Here is a 16,963-nt window from a genome sequence, read left to right on the forward strand (position 1 = left end):
ATGAGAGGAATTGATAAGAATAGAGGTAGTACATAATAGGAGGAAGCATAATGGCTAAGAAAAAGAAATCAGTATACAAGCCGCCTAAAAGTAGCAACAAAGGATTCATCATCGTTATTGCCAGTATCTTCGTAATCGTGGCTGCACTGTTGATTATCATCAGTAACCAGGAAGGAAAACAGCCAGAGACTGGAAGCGATGGAAATAATCAAGAAATTGAAGTCACCTATGAAGGGCAGCCTACTGTTGGGGAAGAGGATGCTCCAGTCAAGATGGTCGAGTTCTTCGATTTCAAATGCCCGCACTGTGCAGAGTTCGCTGAACAGGTGTATCCGCAAATCAAAGCGGATTACATTGATACAGGAAAAGCACAAATGACATTCATCAATAAACCGTTCATGGGAGCGGATTCCTCTACTGCGGCCTTAGTTGGTGAAGCCCTCTTTGCTCAAAAGCCGGATGCGTACATGGAGTATTATGATCTTGTTCTTGAGAATCAAGGAGATCCGAACGAGGCATGGGCAAGTGAGGAATTTCTCGTCAGTTTGGTGGAAAAGAATATGAAAGACATCGATATTGAACAGTTGAAGACGGATATGGAAGACCAAGCTATCCGTGAAAAAGTAGAACAGGATCGACAAGAAAGCAGTGCAGTCGAAAGCACTCCTACGATCCTCGTGAATGGAAAAATGGTCGATCTAGATTACGAAAATGGAATAAAGCCAGCAATTGAAAAGGCTTTGGAAGAAGCAAATGAGTAACAAACGAGTCGGGATCGCCTGGATCATTTCTTTGACAGCATTTCTTGGCAGCCTCTATTTCAGTGAAATAGCTGGATTCGTCCCGTGTGAATTTTGCTGGTATCAAAGGATTCTGATGTATCCATTAGCGATCATCCTCGGAATTGGATGGTACATTGAGGATAAGAAACTTCCATATTATGTCCTGCCATTCAGCGTCATCGGTGCAGGTGTATCAACATTCCATTATCTACATCAAAAAACAGAATGGTTTACCCAGGCTGTTGCTTGTACAGAGGGCGTTCCGTGCTCTGGAGTGTATATCAACTGGCTTGGATTCATCACGATTCCGTTCCTTGCGTTGATTGCTTTCTTATCGATATCAGTCATCATGATCACAATGCTGAAAAAGAATTAAACGATGAGGAGAGCCGTTCTTGATGGCTCTCTTTTCTTATGGCTTTATATTTTTATACATCATGGCTTTCGCAGAAATGGACCTTGTTCTCGGAAAATTTTTTCACATTTAAAGAAAGTATAAATACTTTCTTCAATAGAAGGGCAACTAAGGCTCAGCCTGCGCTAATGCTTGGCTTTGCCAAGTATTCTTTAAGTCAGAATGTTTGTTCAAGGCATGACGGTTGGATACCATATAGATAGTTATCAATTATCGAAGTTAGGGTGAATGTAATGAATGAAACAATCAACACGATATTGAATCATCGAAGCATCCGTGCATTTAAAGATGAACCGTTGACTGATGAACAAATCTCTCTCATCGTCCAAAGCGCACAAGCGGCAGCAACCTCAAGTTATCTGCAGGTCTATTCGATCATCGGCGTTAAGGATCCTGCTAAGAAAAAGAAACTTGCAGAGCTGGCTGGGGATCAAGAATACGTCGAAAAAAATGGCCACTTCTTCGTGTTTTGTGCAGACCTGCATCGTCATAAACTGGCTGTCGAGATGGAAGGGCTCTCGGAAAAAGATATTGAAGAAACAGTCGAATCTACCGAAAAATTCATGGTTGGTACGATTGACGCAACCCTCGCAGCCCAAAATGCTGTTCTTGCCGCAGAATCGATGGGGCTCGGCATCTGTTACATCGGTGGTCTCCGTAACCGCCTGGATGAAGTGGTTAAAGTATTGAACACACCGGACAGAGTCATACCTTTGTTTGGACTTTGTGTCGGGGTGCCTGATCAGGATCCTGGAAAAAAGCAACGCCTGCCGATGGAGAACGTGTATCACGTAGATGAATACCAACATGATGATGAACTGTTCAAAAAACAACTTGCTTCATACAATGAAGATATTTCCGCTTATTATCGCGAGCGTACCCAGGGTAAACGAACACATACCTGGACAGAAATCATCGCAGGTAAAATGACGAAGCCGGTGAGAATGTACATGAAGGAATTTTTGAAGAGCGTTAAAATCCCTTTGAAATAATCCCTGAGTATACGTAATTAAGAGTCAGCAAAAACTACCTCTATAACGTAAAAAGATGGAGGTTTCAACATGACGAAACGTAAGCAGCAAAAGGATAAGACCACCCACCATAATCAAACACCGAAGGAAAGTCTGCCGGATTTTGAAATTGCTGAAGAAATGGCGAAGGGCCCGAATAAACTTCGGGAAGAGGATCTGCCAAAGCGAGAAGAACAAGAATTTTAAGATCAAAGATAACATTGTAAGGAGTTAGAATTAGAGGACAGTTGTTCCGCTATCTGTGACAAAAAGCAGTGATCTGAAAAATTAGAGGACAACTGTTCCGCTAATTTGGTGAAACGACCCTGATTTTTTCGAGTTTTAGGCTAATAAGGTCTCTGGTGTCCTCTAATTTTCTAAAAATGGGGAATCTGGGGCAAATAAGGTCTATGATGTCCACTAATTTATAATACGCGAAAAATCTTCTTGCTCTACGGAAGGCTCAGCCATCGTCATGGCTGAGCCAAGTTTTTTGTCATCTTTTAAATTCCCTCAATAACTTATTCAGTTCACCGGCTTGCATCAATGCCTGGCTGTCTTCCATCACCTCGCCTGGTTTATTCGCTTGACCGATGATATAGCCCGCAAACTCCAATGACACAAACTCAAAGATGTAGTTGAACTGTTGGATGAGCGGCAATGCTTTGATCTTGGGGTTATCTCCGCCACAGCAGATTACATAAGCTTTCTTTTTGCTTAAACGATCTTTGAAATCATATCTTGTATCTCGCATGTTTTGAGAAAAACGATCGATCAGATCCTTCATCATTCCAGACATCCCATACCAATAAACAGGAGTAGAAAAGACAAGGATATCGTGGTCTAGCATCAATTTGACGATATGATCGTTGTCATCCTCAATAGGCTGAAAACCGCCAGGCTCATGACGAAGATCATCAATTGGCTGGATTGTGAAATCACTTAGATGGATGTGGGTGACATCTAACCCTTCAAGGGCTTTTCTCGTCAACTGTTCTGTATTCCCATTGGGTCTCGAACTACCATGAATTGCAAGTATTTTCATTTAGATATACCTCCCAAACACTTTGCTTTTTTCAGCATAGCTAAATGGCCAATGAATTGCGAGACATTCGTACTCGTTAATCGAAACAAGTTTTTTGCATCCTCTAGATTCATCTGTTAACCTCGGAGACCAATTGAATAGTAGGGGGAAATTTTATAAAACAAAATACTTGAAAGTCAAAGATGGTCAAACTATAATATAATTAAAGATCAAAGATAGTCAAAGTCAACTTTGATCAAAAACAAATATTTTAAAGGAGGTCATTGATATGCGTTGTCAAAAATGTCAAGTTAACGAAGCCAATGTAAGAATGACTCTTCATATAAATGGGGTAACGAAACAATTGCATCTCTGCCCTTCATGCTATAAAGAAATCCAAAACGAAATGAAGCAGCCAAGCGGTTTTGGTGGTTTCGGCCACAGTCCGATGGGCTTCAATATGGAAGATTTCATGGCACAAAAAGAACATCAAGCAGGTCAAGGTACTGGATCTAAAAACGGTCAAGGCGGTCTACTTGATGACCTTGGTCGCAACCTGACAGATGCCGCTAAAGCTGGATTGATCGATCCAGTTATCGGCCGGGATAAAGAAGTGAAGCGAGTCATCGAAATCTTGAATCGTCGGAATAAAAACAACCCTGTGTTGATTGGTGAGCCAGGTGTAGGTAAGACAGCGATCGCAGAAGGTCTTGCATTGAAGATTGCTGAACAGGATGCACCTAAGAAGCTTCTCAACAAGCAGGTTTATCTGTTGGATGTTTCATCACTTGTTGCGAATACAGGGATCCGCGGTCAATTTGAAGAGCGGATGAAACAGTTGATTTCAGAAGTTCAACAACGTAAAAACGTTATCCTTTTCGTAGATGAAATCCACTTGTTAGTAGGAGCAGGCTCAGCTGAAGGGTCCATGGATGCAGGGAACATCCTGAAGCCGGCTCTTGCACGAGGAGAGCTACAACTAGTTGGCGCAACAACATTGAAAGAATACCGTAAAATTGAAAAGGATGCTGCACTCGAGCGTCGTTTCCAACCAGTCATGGTGAAGGAGCCGAATGTCGATGAAGCAGTCGAAATTTTAAAAGGATTGAAGGGAAAATACGAGCAGTATCACGATATCCGTTACACAGATGAAGCGTTGAATGCATGTGTAACTCTATCCCAGCGTTACATCCAGGATCGATTCTTACCAGATAAAGCGATCGACCTTATGGATGAAGCTGGTTCAAAAATGAACTTGAAATTCGCAGGAGCGACTTCATCAGATGATATCGAAGAACGGCTTGCACAAATTGCTAAGGAAAAAGAAGAAGCGACTCAAAAAGAAGATTATGAGCGTGCCGCTAAGCTCCGCGATGAAGAGTTGAAGCTGCAAGAACAGACAGCGACATCAACTGAAGAGAAACCAGAGGTCAAGCTTGAAGATGTGCAATGGATCGTCGAAGAAAAGACTGGTATTCCAGTGCGCAAGCTTCAGGATGAAGAACAGAACAAGTTGAAGAACTTCGCTGAACGTCTTGGTTCAAGTGTCATCGGACAGGAAGAAGCGGTACAGAAGGTTGCCAAAGCAATCCGACGCAGCCGTGCAGGTTTGAAGTCGAAAGTCCGTCCGATCGGTTCATTCCTATTCGTAGGACCTACGGGTGTAGGAAAGACCGAATTGACGAAGACACTTGCGAAAGAATTGTTCGGTTCGAAGGATGCCATGCTCCGTCTTGACATGAGTGAGTACATGGAAAAACATTCTGTGTCCAAGTTGATCGGTTCACCTCCAGGATATGTTGGACATGAAGAAGCAGGACAACTGACAGAGCGCGTGCGAAGAAATCCTTACAGCATAATTCTATTAGATGAGATTGAAAAAGCGCACCCAGATGTCCAGCACATGTTCCTTCAAATCATGGAAGATGGCCGACTCACTGACAGCCAAGGTCGCACAATCAGCTTTAAAGATACAGTCATCATCATGACAAGTAATGCGGGTACTGGCGATAAGAAAATTAAAGTCGGCTTCGAAAACCAGGGCACTGAAGCGATTTCCATCCTTGAAAATCTAGGGGATTACTTCAAGCCAGAATTCTTGAACCGCTTTGATGCGATCATCCAGTTCAATGAATTGAATGAAGAACATCTTGTACAAATTGTTGATCTAATGCTGGATGATATCCGTGAAATGGTGAAGGAAGATGGTCGTAAAATCGAGGTTACAGATGAAGCGAAGAAACAAATTGTCCACCTTGGATACGATCCTCGATTCGGTGCACGGCCAATCCGAAGAGTCCTTCAAGAAAAAGTGGAAGATGGCATTGCGGATCTTCTACTGGATGATGAAGAGATCACAAAAATCAAAGTCGATTATATCGATGACGAAATCGTTGTCCAAAAAGGATAAAAATAATGAAGGAAGAGCTGAATCGCTCTTCCTTTTTTTTGATTACATATTGCCGTTTACAAATATCTTAGCTGAATTTACAAATTCCTCAAAGCTCTCTTTACTCGTTATTGCCCGCTCCAGCGGAAGAATCGGGATGCAAGAAACAAAGATACGACTGCAATTCCCAACAACACTCCTACTTCAAGCCCATAATCTGAGATCGGTGCGGTATTCCAGGTTCCTCTTAATAGCTGGATTGTATAGTAAAGCGGTAGGGCTTTCGCTACATACTGCAAAATCTCGGGCATCATTTCCAATGGGAAGGTTGCCCCGGAAAGGAATAGCATAAGGTTAAGGAATAGCGAACTGATTGCTGCAGCTGCCTGCGTGTTTTTTGCAAGGGAGGTCAAAAACAATGCAAATGGGAAAAACGCCAGGATACTCACGAGCAAAGCAAGTAAAGTACTACCGATATACTGCGGCAATGTGAGATCATACATCAACATACCGAAAACCATCAATAGGATGGCGGATATCATGAATATGACGGTACCCTGAAACGTATGTGCGGTCAAAATTTTCCACGGTTGCAGAGGGGTGGATTGATAGCGTCGCAGTACGCCTGTTTCACGGTAACTGGCCAGTACGGTACCTAATGTGAAAAAGGAAGTCGTCACGATATTGACCCCGATCCAAGAAGGAACATAGAGCTCCGCAAATGACATCCCACCCATCTCTTGCCCCTGGAACATCGAACCGAACAGCCAGATCATCAAAACAGGGAATAGAAAGGTCCAAAAAACACTTAGACGATCGCGGAAAAACATCTTTGTTTCTAGGTTTGCTAATTTGATCATTGCTGTCATGCTGGCTGGTCCTCCTTCTCCAAATAGTGGACGAAGAGATCATCAAGCGTCCCTTTTTCAAACTTGAAGTTTTCGATGACAATATCCTTCTCATTGCAGTGGGCGAAAATATGGTAAGTGGTCTCCTGTAGGGTTTCACTATAAACTTTGAATGTATCATGTTCATTTTCAATACGGATGACACCAGGTAACGAGAGAAGATGATCATACTCCAATCCATTACTTTGGAAGGAGAGGTAATTGACTGCCATTTCTTCAAGAAGTTCTTGGGGTGTATTCAAGGCTTTCAACTGACCGCCATAAATCATCGCAACCCGATTGCAAAGCCGTTCCGCTTCTTCCATGTAGTGCGTGGTGATGACGATGGTACAACCTTGTTCTTTCAAGAGCTTGATCATCGACCACATTTCGCGTCTGGCATGTGGATCCAGCCCCATGCTCGGTTCATCCAAGAAAAGAATCTCGGGTTGGTGGAGAGTTGCAAGGGCAAGGGTGACACGCTGCTTCCAACCGCCTGATAGATCTTCAAACTGTACATTCAACTTCTCTTTCAAACCGAGCAGTTCGATCAGGTAATCCTTCTGGGTGTTCGTTTTATAAAAGGAAGAAAACAAGTCGAGCGCTTCTCTGACTTTCATCTTTTTCTGAATCGAAGTCGCCTGGAACTGAACCCCGATCCGCTTGTTCAATTCCCTTAATTGACGGTGTGGTTGTAATCCTAAAACATCGATTGATCCTTGGTCCGGTTTTCGAATCCCTTCTAGCATTTCAATAGTTGTCGTTTTACCAGCACCATTCGGCCCGATGATCCCGAAAATTTCACCTTTCTGTACAGCGAATGAGATATTTTGTACAGCATGGGTATCTCCGTAGGATTTTGATAGGTTTTCTACGGTTATGACATGTTCCATGAAACGTCCTCCTCTAAAATTGCAGTTCGGTTTTAATCCACAATTTCTAATGTATGGTTATAGTTACGGATTTAGGAGTGATTGGTTTCAAAGTATCTGATTTAAAAACAGGGAAACTTGAAATCACCGAAATTTTTCAAGTTTGCACCGATAAGCCAAAAACAGTTACATTAAAAAAGCACCGTCCATTATTGGACAGTGCCTTCTGATTTCCTGCGTCGCTCTTCTGGTGTGAGAAGCGGTTGAGGCGGAGATGCTTTCTGTGTCATTTCAGATACGATAAGGATCGTAATGAATCCGGCCACCATCGCGAGGGTCCGGAATGGGAAGAGGACAACCCCATCTTCAACCAAGGGATAAGGTAAAAACTTCGGCAGTCCGATGATTGGTTCCCCGCCGCCGATCCTTAAGAAGAAGGAGACGATGATCCCTGCAATCGATCCGTATTTGGTAGCCCGTTTATAAAACAACGCCATCGTCAACTGAGGAAACAGGATGACGTAGACGAGATCCGCAGCCAGGTACCAGAGCGCGTAAACACTTTTAATACTCAAGGCGATGATGGTCGCCGCGACACCAACAAGGATGATGGTTCGCTTTATCACTTTTTTAAGTTCCTCGCCAGACGCTTTTGGTTTTATCAAAGGACGATAAACGTTCCAGGAGGCCATGGATGATGCAGAAAGGATGGATGAATCCATTGATGACATAACTGCTGCAGCCAAAGCCCCTAGTCCGATAGCAGCAATGATCGGCGGTGTCATGTACCGTAAAACATAAGGGAGGATCATCGCAGGATTTTCAGGTTCTGAAACCCCCATACTTGCCCAATCTACTGCAAATCCAGCCATACCGATAAACACAGCCGGAATCGCTGCAATGATACAAATGAAACCAGCTGAAATCGATAACCACATGGCTGTACGAGGTGTGTTAGCTGATAACACACGTTGGAAATACACTTGCCATGGGATTCCCCCGAAAATCAATAATAGAGCATAGTCCCACCAGTTCCAGTAGTAATTGCCCCAGTCCGGGTGCTCCCAACCATTCAATGGAGGGAACAAATTCGCGAGTGAACCCATTTCTCCGGTATACATACTCCATGCTGAACCGAAACCACCGACATTATCCAAAGCAAAAGGTATGACAAGAAATAATCCTATGATGACGATGCTCATTTGGATGACATCAGTGTATGCGACGGACCACATGCCCCCAACTACCGTGTATGCAATTGCAATCGCAGCCGAAATAATGATCGATGTTTTAAAATCAAGGCCAAGGATCGTCCCGAAAGTGGTTCCAAGTGCTGTCAATATCGCACCACTCCAGAAGATTTCCCCTAATAGTGCTGGAATGTATAAAACGCCAGCTACTTTTTTACCGAAACGCATTTCAAGCGGATCGATCATCGTCATGAATTCATAACGTCTCATTTTACGAGCGTAAAAAATACCACCGATGATCAAGCTGAGGGCATACCCCCACGGTGCCTGAGCCCAGGCGATACCGGAAGAGTAGGTGTACTCTGCAGTACCAGCTATGTAACCGCCTCCCACCCATGTCGCTGCCATCGTGAACATGGCGATCCATAATGGGAGCGATCTTTTCGCTACCATCATATCGGAAACAGTGTCCGATTTCTTGGCAGCCGAATACGCACCGATATAATAGATCAGCGCATAAAAAATGATCATGGAAATGAAGCCGCCCCAATGAATATCAGGATTAGTCAGTGCAAGATATAAGAAAACAAGTGCGACAAGAATCGCAAAAATACCCTGTTTGAAAAAACGATTCTTTGTTATATTTGCCACAATATAACCTCCATCAACTAGTCATTGATCCTTATGATAGTTTGTCTAAAAGGAAGATAAACATACAGAAGACAAGCTCAGTCAATGAGTAATAACCTTACTTGTTGGAGGTTCTTGAAGTGCATGGAATTCGTGAGTTTTCATAAATATCCTTGCACCCTAATTAAAACTGTTAGTACAAATAACCAGCGCCTGAAGTGTAATGAGCTGTTCAGCAGTTCTTACTTAGTATTTCAACTAACCATATAAGACGTTATTCGCGAAAATATAGTAGAACAAAAAGATCACTCTATCATTGATATTACTAGCTTTTTTATTTGTTCAGCAGTCTCTAAGTAATCAGTAATTATTTCTAAAAAGGACTTTTCATGCTTATATCGAAATGGTGAGGATGCAGAGATTGAAGTAAGGAGAGACATCTATGAAAAAGTGGGCGTATGTATTGATCGCAATCGGTGCAGCCTTATGGGGGCTCATTGCGATATTTGTTGAAGGACTATATGAATATGGGTTTACTGCCATACAGGTGGTCGCAATTCGTGTAATCGTTGCAGCGTTGATCCTCGTTGTTTTTGTTCTTATAAAAAATCCGAGACTACTCAAAATGGAAATGCGTGACAGCATATATTTCATCGGAACGGGGATATTCAGCATTGTTTTCTTCAACTGGTGCCTGTTCACCGCGATACAAGAGACGTCGATTGCAGTGGCAGCCATTTTACTATATACCGCACCCGCTATCGTGACGATTCTTTCAAGGTTTTTATTTCAAGAATGGTTTACGAAGCGAAAGATGATCGCGTTATTCATGACATTGTTCGGATGTACATTTGTAATTGGATTGGTACCAGGTGGATCAAGCTCAGTTTCATTTTTTGGTGTCATTGTAGGTCTTGGTTCTGGTCTAGGTTACGCTCTTTATAGCATTTTTGGAAAATATGCACTCGCGAAGTATTCATCACTGACAGTCACCACATATACGTTCATTTTTGCTTCTGCAGCGATGATACCTACAACTGGATTGTGGACAAAAACGAGTGAGCTTCAAGAACCCGGCGTCCTACTGAATGCAGTTGGTATCGGTTTTTTATCGACAGTATTAGCCTATATGCTTTATACGGTTGGTCTGCAATTCGTTGAGTCGAGCCGGGCTTCGATTACGGCAACGGTTGAACCGGTCGTTGCGACACTCGTAAGCGTGATGCTTTTCCATGAACAGCTTACGGTTTGGCAAGTACTCGGAATCTTCCTGGTGCTCAGTGCTGTGATGATCGTACAAGAATCGAAAAAGGTAAGAATGAAGCAATCGTTAGCTCAATGAGGGGGTACAAACATGAATCGAATCGCTTTGGTTACAGGTGCTAGTCGTTTGAATGGGATTGGAGCAGCAGCATGCAGGGCACTCGCTGAGTCCGGGAACGATATCTTTTTTACGTACTGGACAGATTATGATCAACAGATGGAGTGGGGAATTGCTGCTGATGAACCTGCACGCCTTCAAGCCGAGATTGAAGGAAAAGGTGTACGGTGTGAACGCATTGAAATGGATTTGTCGCAAGCATCTAACATACTTCGCTTATTGGAACAAGTTGAAACGACGTTAGGGTATCCGGATATCCTCGTCAACAATGCATGTTATTCTGTGAACGATACCTATGATTCGATCGAGGAGGAAAACTTGGACCTGCATTATGCAATCAATGTGAAAGCAGTGACCTTATTGACTTCCTACTTTGCAAGAGGTTATCAAAAAGGAAAAGGGGGCCGCGTGATTTCAATGACTTCTGGTCAGTCCCTTGAACCGATGCGACACGAACTTTCTTATGCAATTACGAAAGGTGCGGTGGAACATCTGACAAAAACTCTGGTCCCTGATCTCGCGGAAAAAGGAATCACAATCAACGCTGTCAATCCCGGACCGAATGATACAGGCTGGGTAGATGAACAATTGGAGAAATTACTGCTGCCGAAGTTTCCGATGGGAAGAATTGGAGCCCCAAAAGATGCAGCGCAGCTGATCAGCTTCTTAGCAAGTGAAGAAGCAGGATGGATTACTGGTCAGGTCATCCACTCAGAAGGCGGTTTTCAACGCACAACGTAAAGGAGGATCTTTTTTGACAACAATCTATTGGGTTCGCCATGCTCACTCTATTTATTCACCTGATGAATATGGACGTGGGCTTTTTGAGCATGGAATAGAAGATGCTGAACGAATAACGGAGTGCTTCCAAAACGTACATGTCGATGTCGTGCTGTCGAGCCCATACCGAAGAGCGGTTGACAGTGTGAAAGGAATTGCGGAAGCAAAAGGTACTGAGGTGGGGACAGTCGAAAATTTGAAAGAGCGAACATTATCCGGTTCTCCTGTTGAGGATTTCGACGAGGCAATCAATAAAGTATGGTCGACCACTACCTTTACATTTCCAGGTGGCGAATCGAACACACAGGCACAACAAAGGGGGATTTCTAGCTTCCGTTTCCTCTTAGAAAAGTATGAAGGAAAACACGTTGTAATCGGAACACATGGAAATATAATGGTCTTGATCATGAACCACTTTGACCGGCAGTATGGATTTGATTTTTGGAAACAGTTGATTATGCCTGATATTTATAAGGTGACTTTCGAGCAGCAAGAATTAAATAAGGTGGAGAGGCTATTGAAGGAGTAGGGTAGAATAGGTTTACCGCAAGTAAGCCCTACCATTTGGACATAGACGGAGAATAAAATCAAACCAGAGGCGGAGGGAAATCCAATCTGCTGACGGGTTAAAAAGCAAGAGGAATTCCGTAAACTAAGAGTAACAAAACAAACTCGAAAGGGAGCGGATTCCATGTTTAACTTCTACGAAATCGAAAAGATCATCATTGAAATGACAAGAGAAAATAAAAGACGATAACATTGTTGGAAGTTCACCTGTTAAAGTGGGTGGACTTTTATATTGTGGAACTTTTTAGCGGACACCAGGGATCTTATTTAATCAAAATCATTAAAAATCTGCTTCAATTGTTACAAATAGCGTCCCCTATGTCCGTTAATTTTCTAGAAACGCCTCATTTTTCACAAATAATGGCGCTCATGTCCGCTAAATCATTACAGAGACCTCTGAAGCTAGTTTCCGTCCAGCTTCTTCTCCAGTTCTTCTACTTTTTTCCTCAAATACACCAAGTCTTTACTTGCAGATGAAATTCGATTACCGATCATAAAGACAATCGATACAATGAAGATCACAAAGACAATCAGTCCCACTACAACAAGAAAAATGATTTCCATCGAATCCCCCTTTTTTCCAATTGTAACATTCATTAGGAACTATTTCTTGGTATTATTTTCCATGTAAGAGAATATGAACATCCTGACTAACACAGTCGGAATGAAATAACTCGCGAGGAGACTTGCGGTTCGCCCGCGGAAAGGGAGTGTTCTGTAAAAATAAACAATAAAGTATAACGAAGTATAGAATTAAAAAAGCAGCCGAATGTTCAGCTGCCGGGCTCAATATCTTTAATCGAAAGGAAATCTTTGACCCATTCAATTTGAGGATCCCGATAGTACCCTGCATACAACCGTTTGGCAAGGCTTAGCGGGCCACCGAAGAAATATTGCTCATAAAGCGATTGACGTGTGCCGAAAGCACTCATAGATAAGTCCCATGCCAGGCGGAAAATTTTAACGCGGTCTTCCGCATTTGCATTTGCTGCTTGGAGATAATCATCAAGGTCTCCACGAATCGGAGAGTGGAAATCTTTTTCATTCGGTATCGTGACAAGACCACTTGCGCCAAGATTTTGGATGATTTCACTGAAGGTTGGGTAAATTTTCGCATAATAACATAATGCAGCATGAAGAGGCTCCCGAGCAGGTGTCATTGTCCCCCACCGATCGGGTTTTGCTTGAATTTCAGATGAAAGGACGAATGCTTTCATTGCTTCCAAAGCGATGATCACATCTGCAACCTTATCCTGAACCAGATCATAATCACCAATGTTGATGGTATGGATCATCAATTGGATTGTTCCTAAGATGAATTCGGTCTTAACGATACAACGGCTGACCACCTGGTGGACCGTCTGTGGAAAGAAACTGGTTTGTGAATACACTTCGCCCGAGAGCCGTTTACTTTCATAAAAGAACACGTTTTCCCATGGTACGAGTACATCATCGAATACGATGACAGAATCGAGTTCATCGAAACGTGAGCCTAAAGGATGATCGAAGTTCGATTTTCCATAATCAAACGATTCGCGAGCAATAAACCGTAAACCAGGTGTATTTGCAGGCAGTGAAAACCCATTCGCCATACAGGATTCTCCGACACCACCTTGAGGGAAAACGATCAACTCATCGGTCAATCCACCCTGTGTCGCTAACAGGCGAGCGCCCTTGATAATAAGCCCATCCTTCGTCTTTTCCTTGATATGCGCTGCAACTGGATCATCTGATAGCTCAAAATAATAACGGCCGCGATTTACTTGAGGATGGACGAATGTGTGCGTGAAGGATAGGTCCTCACGAGTGGCTCTTTCATAAAGGTTTCTCATGTTTTCACAAAACTTCGGATCCTGTGATTTGAAGAGTTCAGCAGCTTGGTTGAAAGTCATCAAAATCGTATTCAAGTAATCCGGCGATCGCCCGAGTAACCCCCCAGTGGATTTTGCCCATTCTTGGAAGGCGAGACGTCTTTTCTCCAAATCCTCTTTCGTTTTAGGAGGGAAGAATGCCATACCGGCACGTTCGCCATTTTCTAGTTTGAATGACATTTTATCAAGCTTATCTTCCTTCAATTGCAAGTCATATAAGTTCGCTTTACTTTTCATGATCCCTTTCAAAGCTGGATGTTCTGAAAGCTTGCCTTTTGCTTGTTCCCCATCGATCCATATTTCTGGATGTAATTTGTTGATTCGGTCGATGTATTGTTGACCAGATATAAGTCCCATAGATCTAACCCCTTTGCCAACCAATCATACATATACGATATGCAAAAGAGGGCGCAAGGGTACGAAAGAAAGCTGGTGATGACCATGATGATATTTCTGACCATAGTCGTATTGATGGGGATTCTTGGCATACAAAGCCACTTAAGAAAAATTATGAAACAAAACGACCTATTAGAGGATATCAATCGTAGTAAATAAGTATGGAGGGATTTTTATGAAAAATAACAAACAAAAGTTGATAACCTTTGGCGTTGTCATTTCAGTCTTCCTTATATTCTGGAGTACACAGATGGATTTACCCGAGGATGGACCACCGGCGTTCGGACCTCCTTTTTTAGCGGAGGATGAAAACCAATTATCCTTATTTGTAGTCGGTGATTCTGATTTCAAAATGGAAATGTTGCGGGAGAAGGGGCTCCATTATTCCTCGGCTAGTATGCAGAAAGTGGATTCTTTAGAGGATGCGCAACTCGACCACCCTGGGCTCGAAATCGAGTCTGCACCAGCTTACCTCGTATTCAACACCCGAGAGCTTGAATACAAAACTTATGAATTAGATGATTTGATAAGGTATTTGAAAAAAAGTAAAGAGAAGCAATAGAATTGTCAATGGAGCTTCTCTTCAAGTTTCTTTTTCACATTCGGCCATTCTGATTCAAGAATGCTGAAATAGACAGTATCCCGTACATATCCTGTATAGGTCATCCGGCTCTTTCGAAGGACTCCCTCTCGAACCCCACCGATCCGCTCGATCGCAGCCTGGGAACGTTTATTTCGACCGTCCGTTTTCAGTTGTACCCGTATCGTCTCCAGTTCTTCAAAACAATGACGCAACAACAGATATTTGCATTCGGTATTCACAGATGAACGCCAAACGGATGGAGTCAGCCATGTCCAGCCGATTTCAAGATGTTTATCTTTTTCCGAAATATCCAGGAAACGTGTGCTTCCGACAAGCTTTTGTTGTACATGGTCATAGATGACAAAAGGGAACTCAGTACCTTTTTTTTTTGCTGTTAAAGCTTGCTGGACAAGCTTCTTCATTTCCGAAGGAGTTGTGATTTCCATTGGCATGTAGTCCCAAATCCCTTCATACTGCGCTGCTTCATATAACTCATCGATATCTTTCATTTCCATCGGACGGATCTTGACACGGGTGCCTTCCAGCGTTACAGGTTGGATCCACATTGGTCATTAGCTCCTTCTTTTCTGACTGTTTTTCTATATTCCATCAAAGAAAAGAAAGTCCTTTAATTAAGGTTGAATCTTTATAGAAGGAGTTCGGACAGGGAGAGGAGTAAAACGGGAAAGGATGTCCGAACATGATGGAACTAATCATTTAAATTGTCTAAATTAAAGGCTCTTATCTAAAAGCCATTTTTAAAAAACCCCCTTGTGCAAGTTGATTGGAGAGCAAGGTGCGAGACTCCTCGAAAATGAAAATCGCATTTTCTTCATGCGATATAACGCTGCCGAAGCTTTCCTTGTCCTGTGGGTTCACCACACGCCCCACGGAAAGCGAGCATCCTGGAGCGGAAATCAACGACTTTTAAAGAAAACTTGGCGAGACCAAGCCTTTTGTAGGTCGAGCCTTAGTTGCCCTTATACTGAAGAAAGTATTTTATACTTTCTTTAAGTGCAAGTGCAACAAAGTTTGCGAAAACAGCCAAATTAAAAAAGATGGACCCGAAATCAGCCCATCTCCCTTAGAGTTATTTCTTCATGATCGACTTTATATCTGACCACACTTTTATCATCTCAGCATGCATTTGCGCATCGCTGACATTGAAATGTTTCATCATTTCTTCTCTTGAATGACCTTCTTTTTTATACTTGATGACTTCTTTCAAATCTTTATTGCTCAGTTTTGCTACGATTGCGGCTTTTACGAGCTGTGGCATACGGATATCTTGCTTCAAGTAACCTTTCAGTTCAGCTACATCCTTATTGGAATAATCAGCGACATAACTGAGAATCTCACCTTTGTGCTGTTGGAATTTCTTTTTATGTGCTTTCCATTTGGCTTTTTGTTCAGCTAACTTTTCAGGACTGACTCCGTAATGCTCAGCCGTTTTCTCCCATGATTTAGAGCGGTTATAGTGATTCAGAACTTCCTCAATCGACTTTTCAGAGAGCTTTGCGATTTGTGCTGCTTGGAAGACATTTTCTTTCGAATGACCTTTTTCCAAAAGTGAACGGATCTCTTTCTTATCAAACTTATGATGTGTCGCTGGTGCAAGGCTTAGTCGCCCTTTATGACCGTCATCCTCTTTAACCTCTTCGGATGACGTCATCGTGACAGTCCCCTCAATATCCATATTAGATGCGTCTGCATATTGGGGTAAAACCATTCCCAAAAAAGCTATTCCTATTAAAGCAAGCCCAAACTTCTTTAGTTTCATAACTCCTTCACTCCTTTTAGATTTAAAGAAAGAATAAAAATTCTTCAATATAAGGCTCATCCAGCTAAGGCTTGTCTGAGCCAAGTTTTCTTTAAGTATTTGCTACTATGTAAAAACCATTCATATTTTGTGAGACTTTACATAATTGACTTATTAAAAAAGGCTCTTTTCTAAAAGATTGTTGCTATTGAGTCATTTTTAAAAAAACATCTTGAGCAAGTTGATTGGAGAGCAAGGTGCGAGACTCCTCGAAAATGAAAATCGCATTTTCTTCGTGCAATGTAACGCTGCCGAAGCTTTCCTTGTCCTGCGGGATCAGCGTGCCTACTACCTGAATAATCTCCTCGCAAGGCATGCGACGAGGAATCTCACTTCGACAGGACTTTCTTGTAGACGCAGGAGCACA

Annotated in this window: 19 protein-coding genes; 9 read left to right on the top strand and 10 right to left on the bottom strand. The window is 42.6% G+C overall.

Features of this window, described 5'->3' with window-relative positions:
- Nucleotides 1-50 precede the first annotated feature (50 nt).
- The 4 genes from ACTWQL_RS18110 (at nucleotide 51) to ACTWQL_RS18125 (ending at nucleotide 2,414) form a co-directional block, all read left to right on the top strand.
- Nucleotides 51-761 carry a DsbA family protein gene (locus ACTWQL_RS18110; protein ID WP_443143836.1) on the top strand — a complete coding sequence of 237 codons (711 nt, stop codon included), beginning with the start codon at nucleotides 51-53 and terminating at the stop codon, nucleotides 759-761.
- Nucleotides 754-1,158, top strand: coding sequence for a disulfide oxidoreductase (locus tag ACTWQL_RS18115; RefSeq protein ID WP_443143837.1), 405 nt, complete (start codon nucleotides 754-756; stop codon nucleotides 1,156-1,158). Before ACTWQL_RS18110 ends, ACTWQL_RS18115 begins: the two co-directional genes overlap by 8 nt.
- Nucleotides 1,159-1,430: 272 nt before the next feature.
- Nucleotides 1,431-2,189 carry an oxygen-insensitive NADPH nitroreductase gene (gene nfsA, locus ACTWQL_RS18120; protein WP_443143838.1) on the top strand — a complete coding sequence of 253 codons (759 nt, stop codon included), beginning with the start codon at nucleotides 1,431-1,433 and terminating at the stop codon, nucleotides 2,187-2,189.
- A 69-nt stretch (nucleotides 2,190-2,258) separates the two neighbouring features.
- A complete protein-coding gene (locus tag ACTWQL_RS18125) occupies nucleotides 2,259-2,414 on the top strand; it encodes a hypothetical protein (protein WP_443143839.1) in 156 nt (51 codons plus the stop codon).
- 289 nt (nucleotides 2,415-2,703) lie between these two features.
- On the opposite strand, the gene ACTWQL_RS18130 is transcribed toward ACTWQL_RS18125, so the two are convergent.
- Nucleotides 2,704-3,252: a flavodoxin family protein gene (locus ACTWQL_RS18130; protein ID WP_443143840.1), complete on the bottom strand. Its 549-nt coding sequence runs from the start codon at nucleotides 3,250-3,252 to the stop codon at nucleotides 2,704-2,706.
- Between the two features lie 268 nt (nucleotides 3,253-3,520).
- Here ACTWQL_RS18130 and ACTWQL_RS18135 point away from each other — a divergent pair, with 268 nt between their 5' ends.
- The gene (locus ACTWQL_RS18135) at nucleotides 3,521-5,641 is read left to right on the top strand and encodes an AAA family ATPase (protein WP_443143841.1); all 2,121 of its coding nucleotides are present in this window, start codon (nucleotides 3,521-3,523) and stop codon (nucleotides 5,639-5,641) included.
- Nucleotides 5,642-5,748: 107 nt separating this feature from the next.
- On the opposite strand, the gene ACTWQL_RS18140 is transcribed toward ACTWQL_RS18135, so the two are convergent.
- The 3 genes from ACTWQL_RS18140 to ACTWQL_RS18150 all read right to left on the bottom strand — a co-directional run bounded on the left by ACTWQL_RS18140 (nucleotide 5,749) and on the right by ACTWQL_RS18150 (nucleotide 9,220).
- Nucleotides 5,749-6,489 (bottom strand): ABC transporter permease, encoded by a 741-nt coding sequence (locus ACTWQL_RS18140; protein ID WP_443143842.1) that lies wholly within the window; start codon nucleotides 6,487-6,489, stop codon nucleotides 5,749-5,751.
- Nucleotides 6,486-7,400 (bottom strand): ABC transporter ATP-binding protein, encoded by a 915-nt coding sequence (locus ACTWQL_RS18145; protein ID WP_443143843.1) that lies wholly within the window; start codon nucleotides 7,398-7,400, stop codon nucleotides 6,486-6,488. Before ACTWQL_RS18145 ends, ACTWQL_RS18140 begins: the two co-directional genes overlap by 4 nt.
- 188 nt (nucleotides 7,401-7,588) lie before the next feature.
- Nucleotides 7,589-9,220: a sodium:solute symporter family protein gene (locus tag ACTWQL_RS18150; RefSeq protein ID WP_443143844.1), complete on the bottom strand. Its 1,632-nt coding sequence runs from the start codon at nucleotides 9,218-9,220 to the stop codon at nucleotides 7,589-7,591.
- Between the two features lie 421 nt (nucleotides 9,221-9,641).
- Between ACTWQL_RS18150 and ACTWQL_RS18155 the strand changes: the two genes are divergently transcribed.
- From ACTWQL_RS18155 to ACTWQL_RS18165, 3 genes are read left to right on the top strand one after another with little or no spacing between them, the layout of a single operon-like run.
- A complete protein-coding gene (locus ACTWQL_RS18155) occupies nucleotides 9,642-10,541 on the top strand; it encodes an EamA family transporter (protein ID WP_443143845.1) in 900 nt (299 codons plus the stop codon).
- A 12-nt stretch (nucleotides 10,542-10,553) separates the two neighbouring features.
- The gene (locus tag ACTWQL_RS18160) at nucleotides 10,554-11,321 is read left to right on the top strand and encodes an SDR family oxidoreductase (RefSeq protein ID WP_443143846.1); all 768 of its coding nucleotides are present in this window, start codon (nucleotides 10,554-10,556) and stop codon (nucleotides 11,319-11,321) included.
- A 13-nt stretch (nucleotides 11,322-11,334) separates the two neighbouring features.
- On the top strand, nucleotides 11,335-11,889 hold the full coding sequence (locus tag ACTWQL_RS18165) for a histidine phosphatase family protein (RefSeq protein ID WP_443143847.1): 555 nt from the start codon (nucleotides 11,335-11,337) through the stop codon (nucleotides 11,887-11,889).
- Nucleotides 11,890-12,329: 440 nt separating this feature from the next.
- Here ACTWQL_RS18165 and ACTWQL_RS18170 read toward each other — a convergent pair whose 3' ends face one another.
- Complete coding sequence (locus ACTWQL_RS18170; RefSeq protein WP_443143848.1) at nucleotides 12,330-12,491, bottom strand: hypothetical protein; 162 nt, start codon at nucleotides 12,489-12,491, stop codon at nucleotides 12,330-12,332.
- 209 nt (nucleotides 12,492-12,700) lie between these two features.
- A complete protein-coding gene (gene hpaB, locus ACTWQL_RS18175) occupies nucleotides 12,701-14,155 on the bottom strand; it encodes a 4-hydroxyphenylacetate 3-monooxygenase, oxygenase component (protein ID WP_443143849.1) in 1,455 nt (484 codons plus the stop codon).
- Nucleotides 14,156-14,369: 214 nt separating this feature from the next.
- Here hpaB and ACTWQL_RS18180 point away from each other — a divergent pair, with 214 nt between their 5' ends.
- Nucleotides 14,370-14,756: a hypothetical protein gene (locus ACTWQL_RS18180; RefSeq protein WP_443143850.1), complete on the top strand. Its 387-nt coding sequence runs from the start codon at nucleotides 14,370-14,372 to the stop codon at nucleotides 14,754-14,756.
- Nucleotides 14,757-14,761: 5 nt separating this feature from the next.
- Here ACTWQL_RS18180 and ACTWQL_RS18185 read toward each other — a convergent pair whose 3' ends face one another.
- From ACTWQL_RS18185 to ACTWQL_RS18200, 4 genes are all read right to left on the bottom strand, one after another.
- A complete protein-coding gene (locus ACTWQL_RS18185; protein WP_443143851.1) occupies nucleotides 14,762-15,343 on the bottom strand; it encodes a GNAT family N-acetyltransferase in 582 nt (193 codons plus the stop codon).
- A 175-nt stretch (nucleotides 15,344-15,518) separates the two neighbouring features.
- The gene (locus ACTWQL_RS18190) at nucleotides 15,519-15,668 is read right to left on the bottom strand and encodes a hypothetical protein (RefSeq protein WP_443143852.1); all 150 of its coding nucleotides are present in this window, start codon (nucleotides 15,666-15,668) and stop codon (nucleotides 15,519-15,521) included.
- A 199-nt stretch (nucleotides 15,669-15,867) separates the two neighbouring features.
- Nucleotides 15,868-16,557: a hypothetical protein gene (locus ACTWQL_RS18195; protein ID WP_443143853.1), complete on the bottom strand. Its 690-nt coding sequence runs from the start codon at nucleotides 16,555-16,557 to the stop codon at nucleotides 15,868-15,870.
- 184 nt (nucleotides 16,558-16,741) lie between these two features.
- On the bottom strand, nucleotides 16,742-16,912 hold the full coding sequence (locus ACTWQL_RS18200; RefSeq protein WP_443143854.1) for a hypothetical protein: 171 nt from the start codon (nucleotides 16,910-16,912) through the stop codon (nucleotides 16,742-16,744).
- Nucleotides 16,913-16,963 lie beyond the last annotated feature (51 nt).

Origin of the sequence: Pseudalkalibacillus sp. R45, assembly GCF_052246725.1 — a bacterium.
Taxonomy (GTDB): Bacteria; Bacillota; Bacilli; order Bacillales; family Fictibacillaceae; genus Pseudalkalibacillus.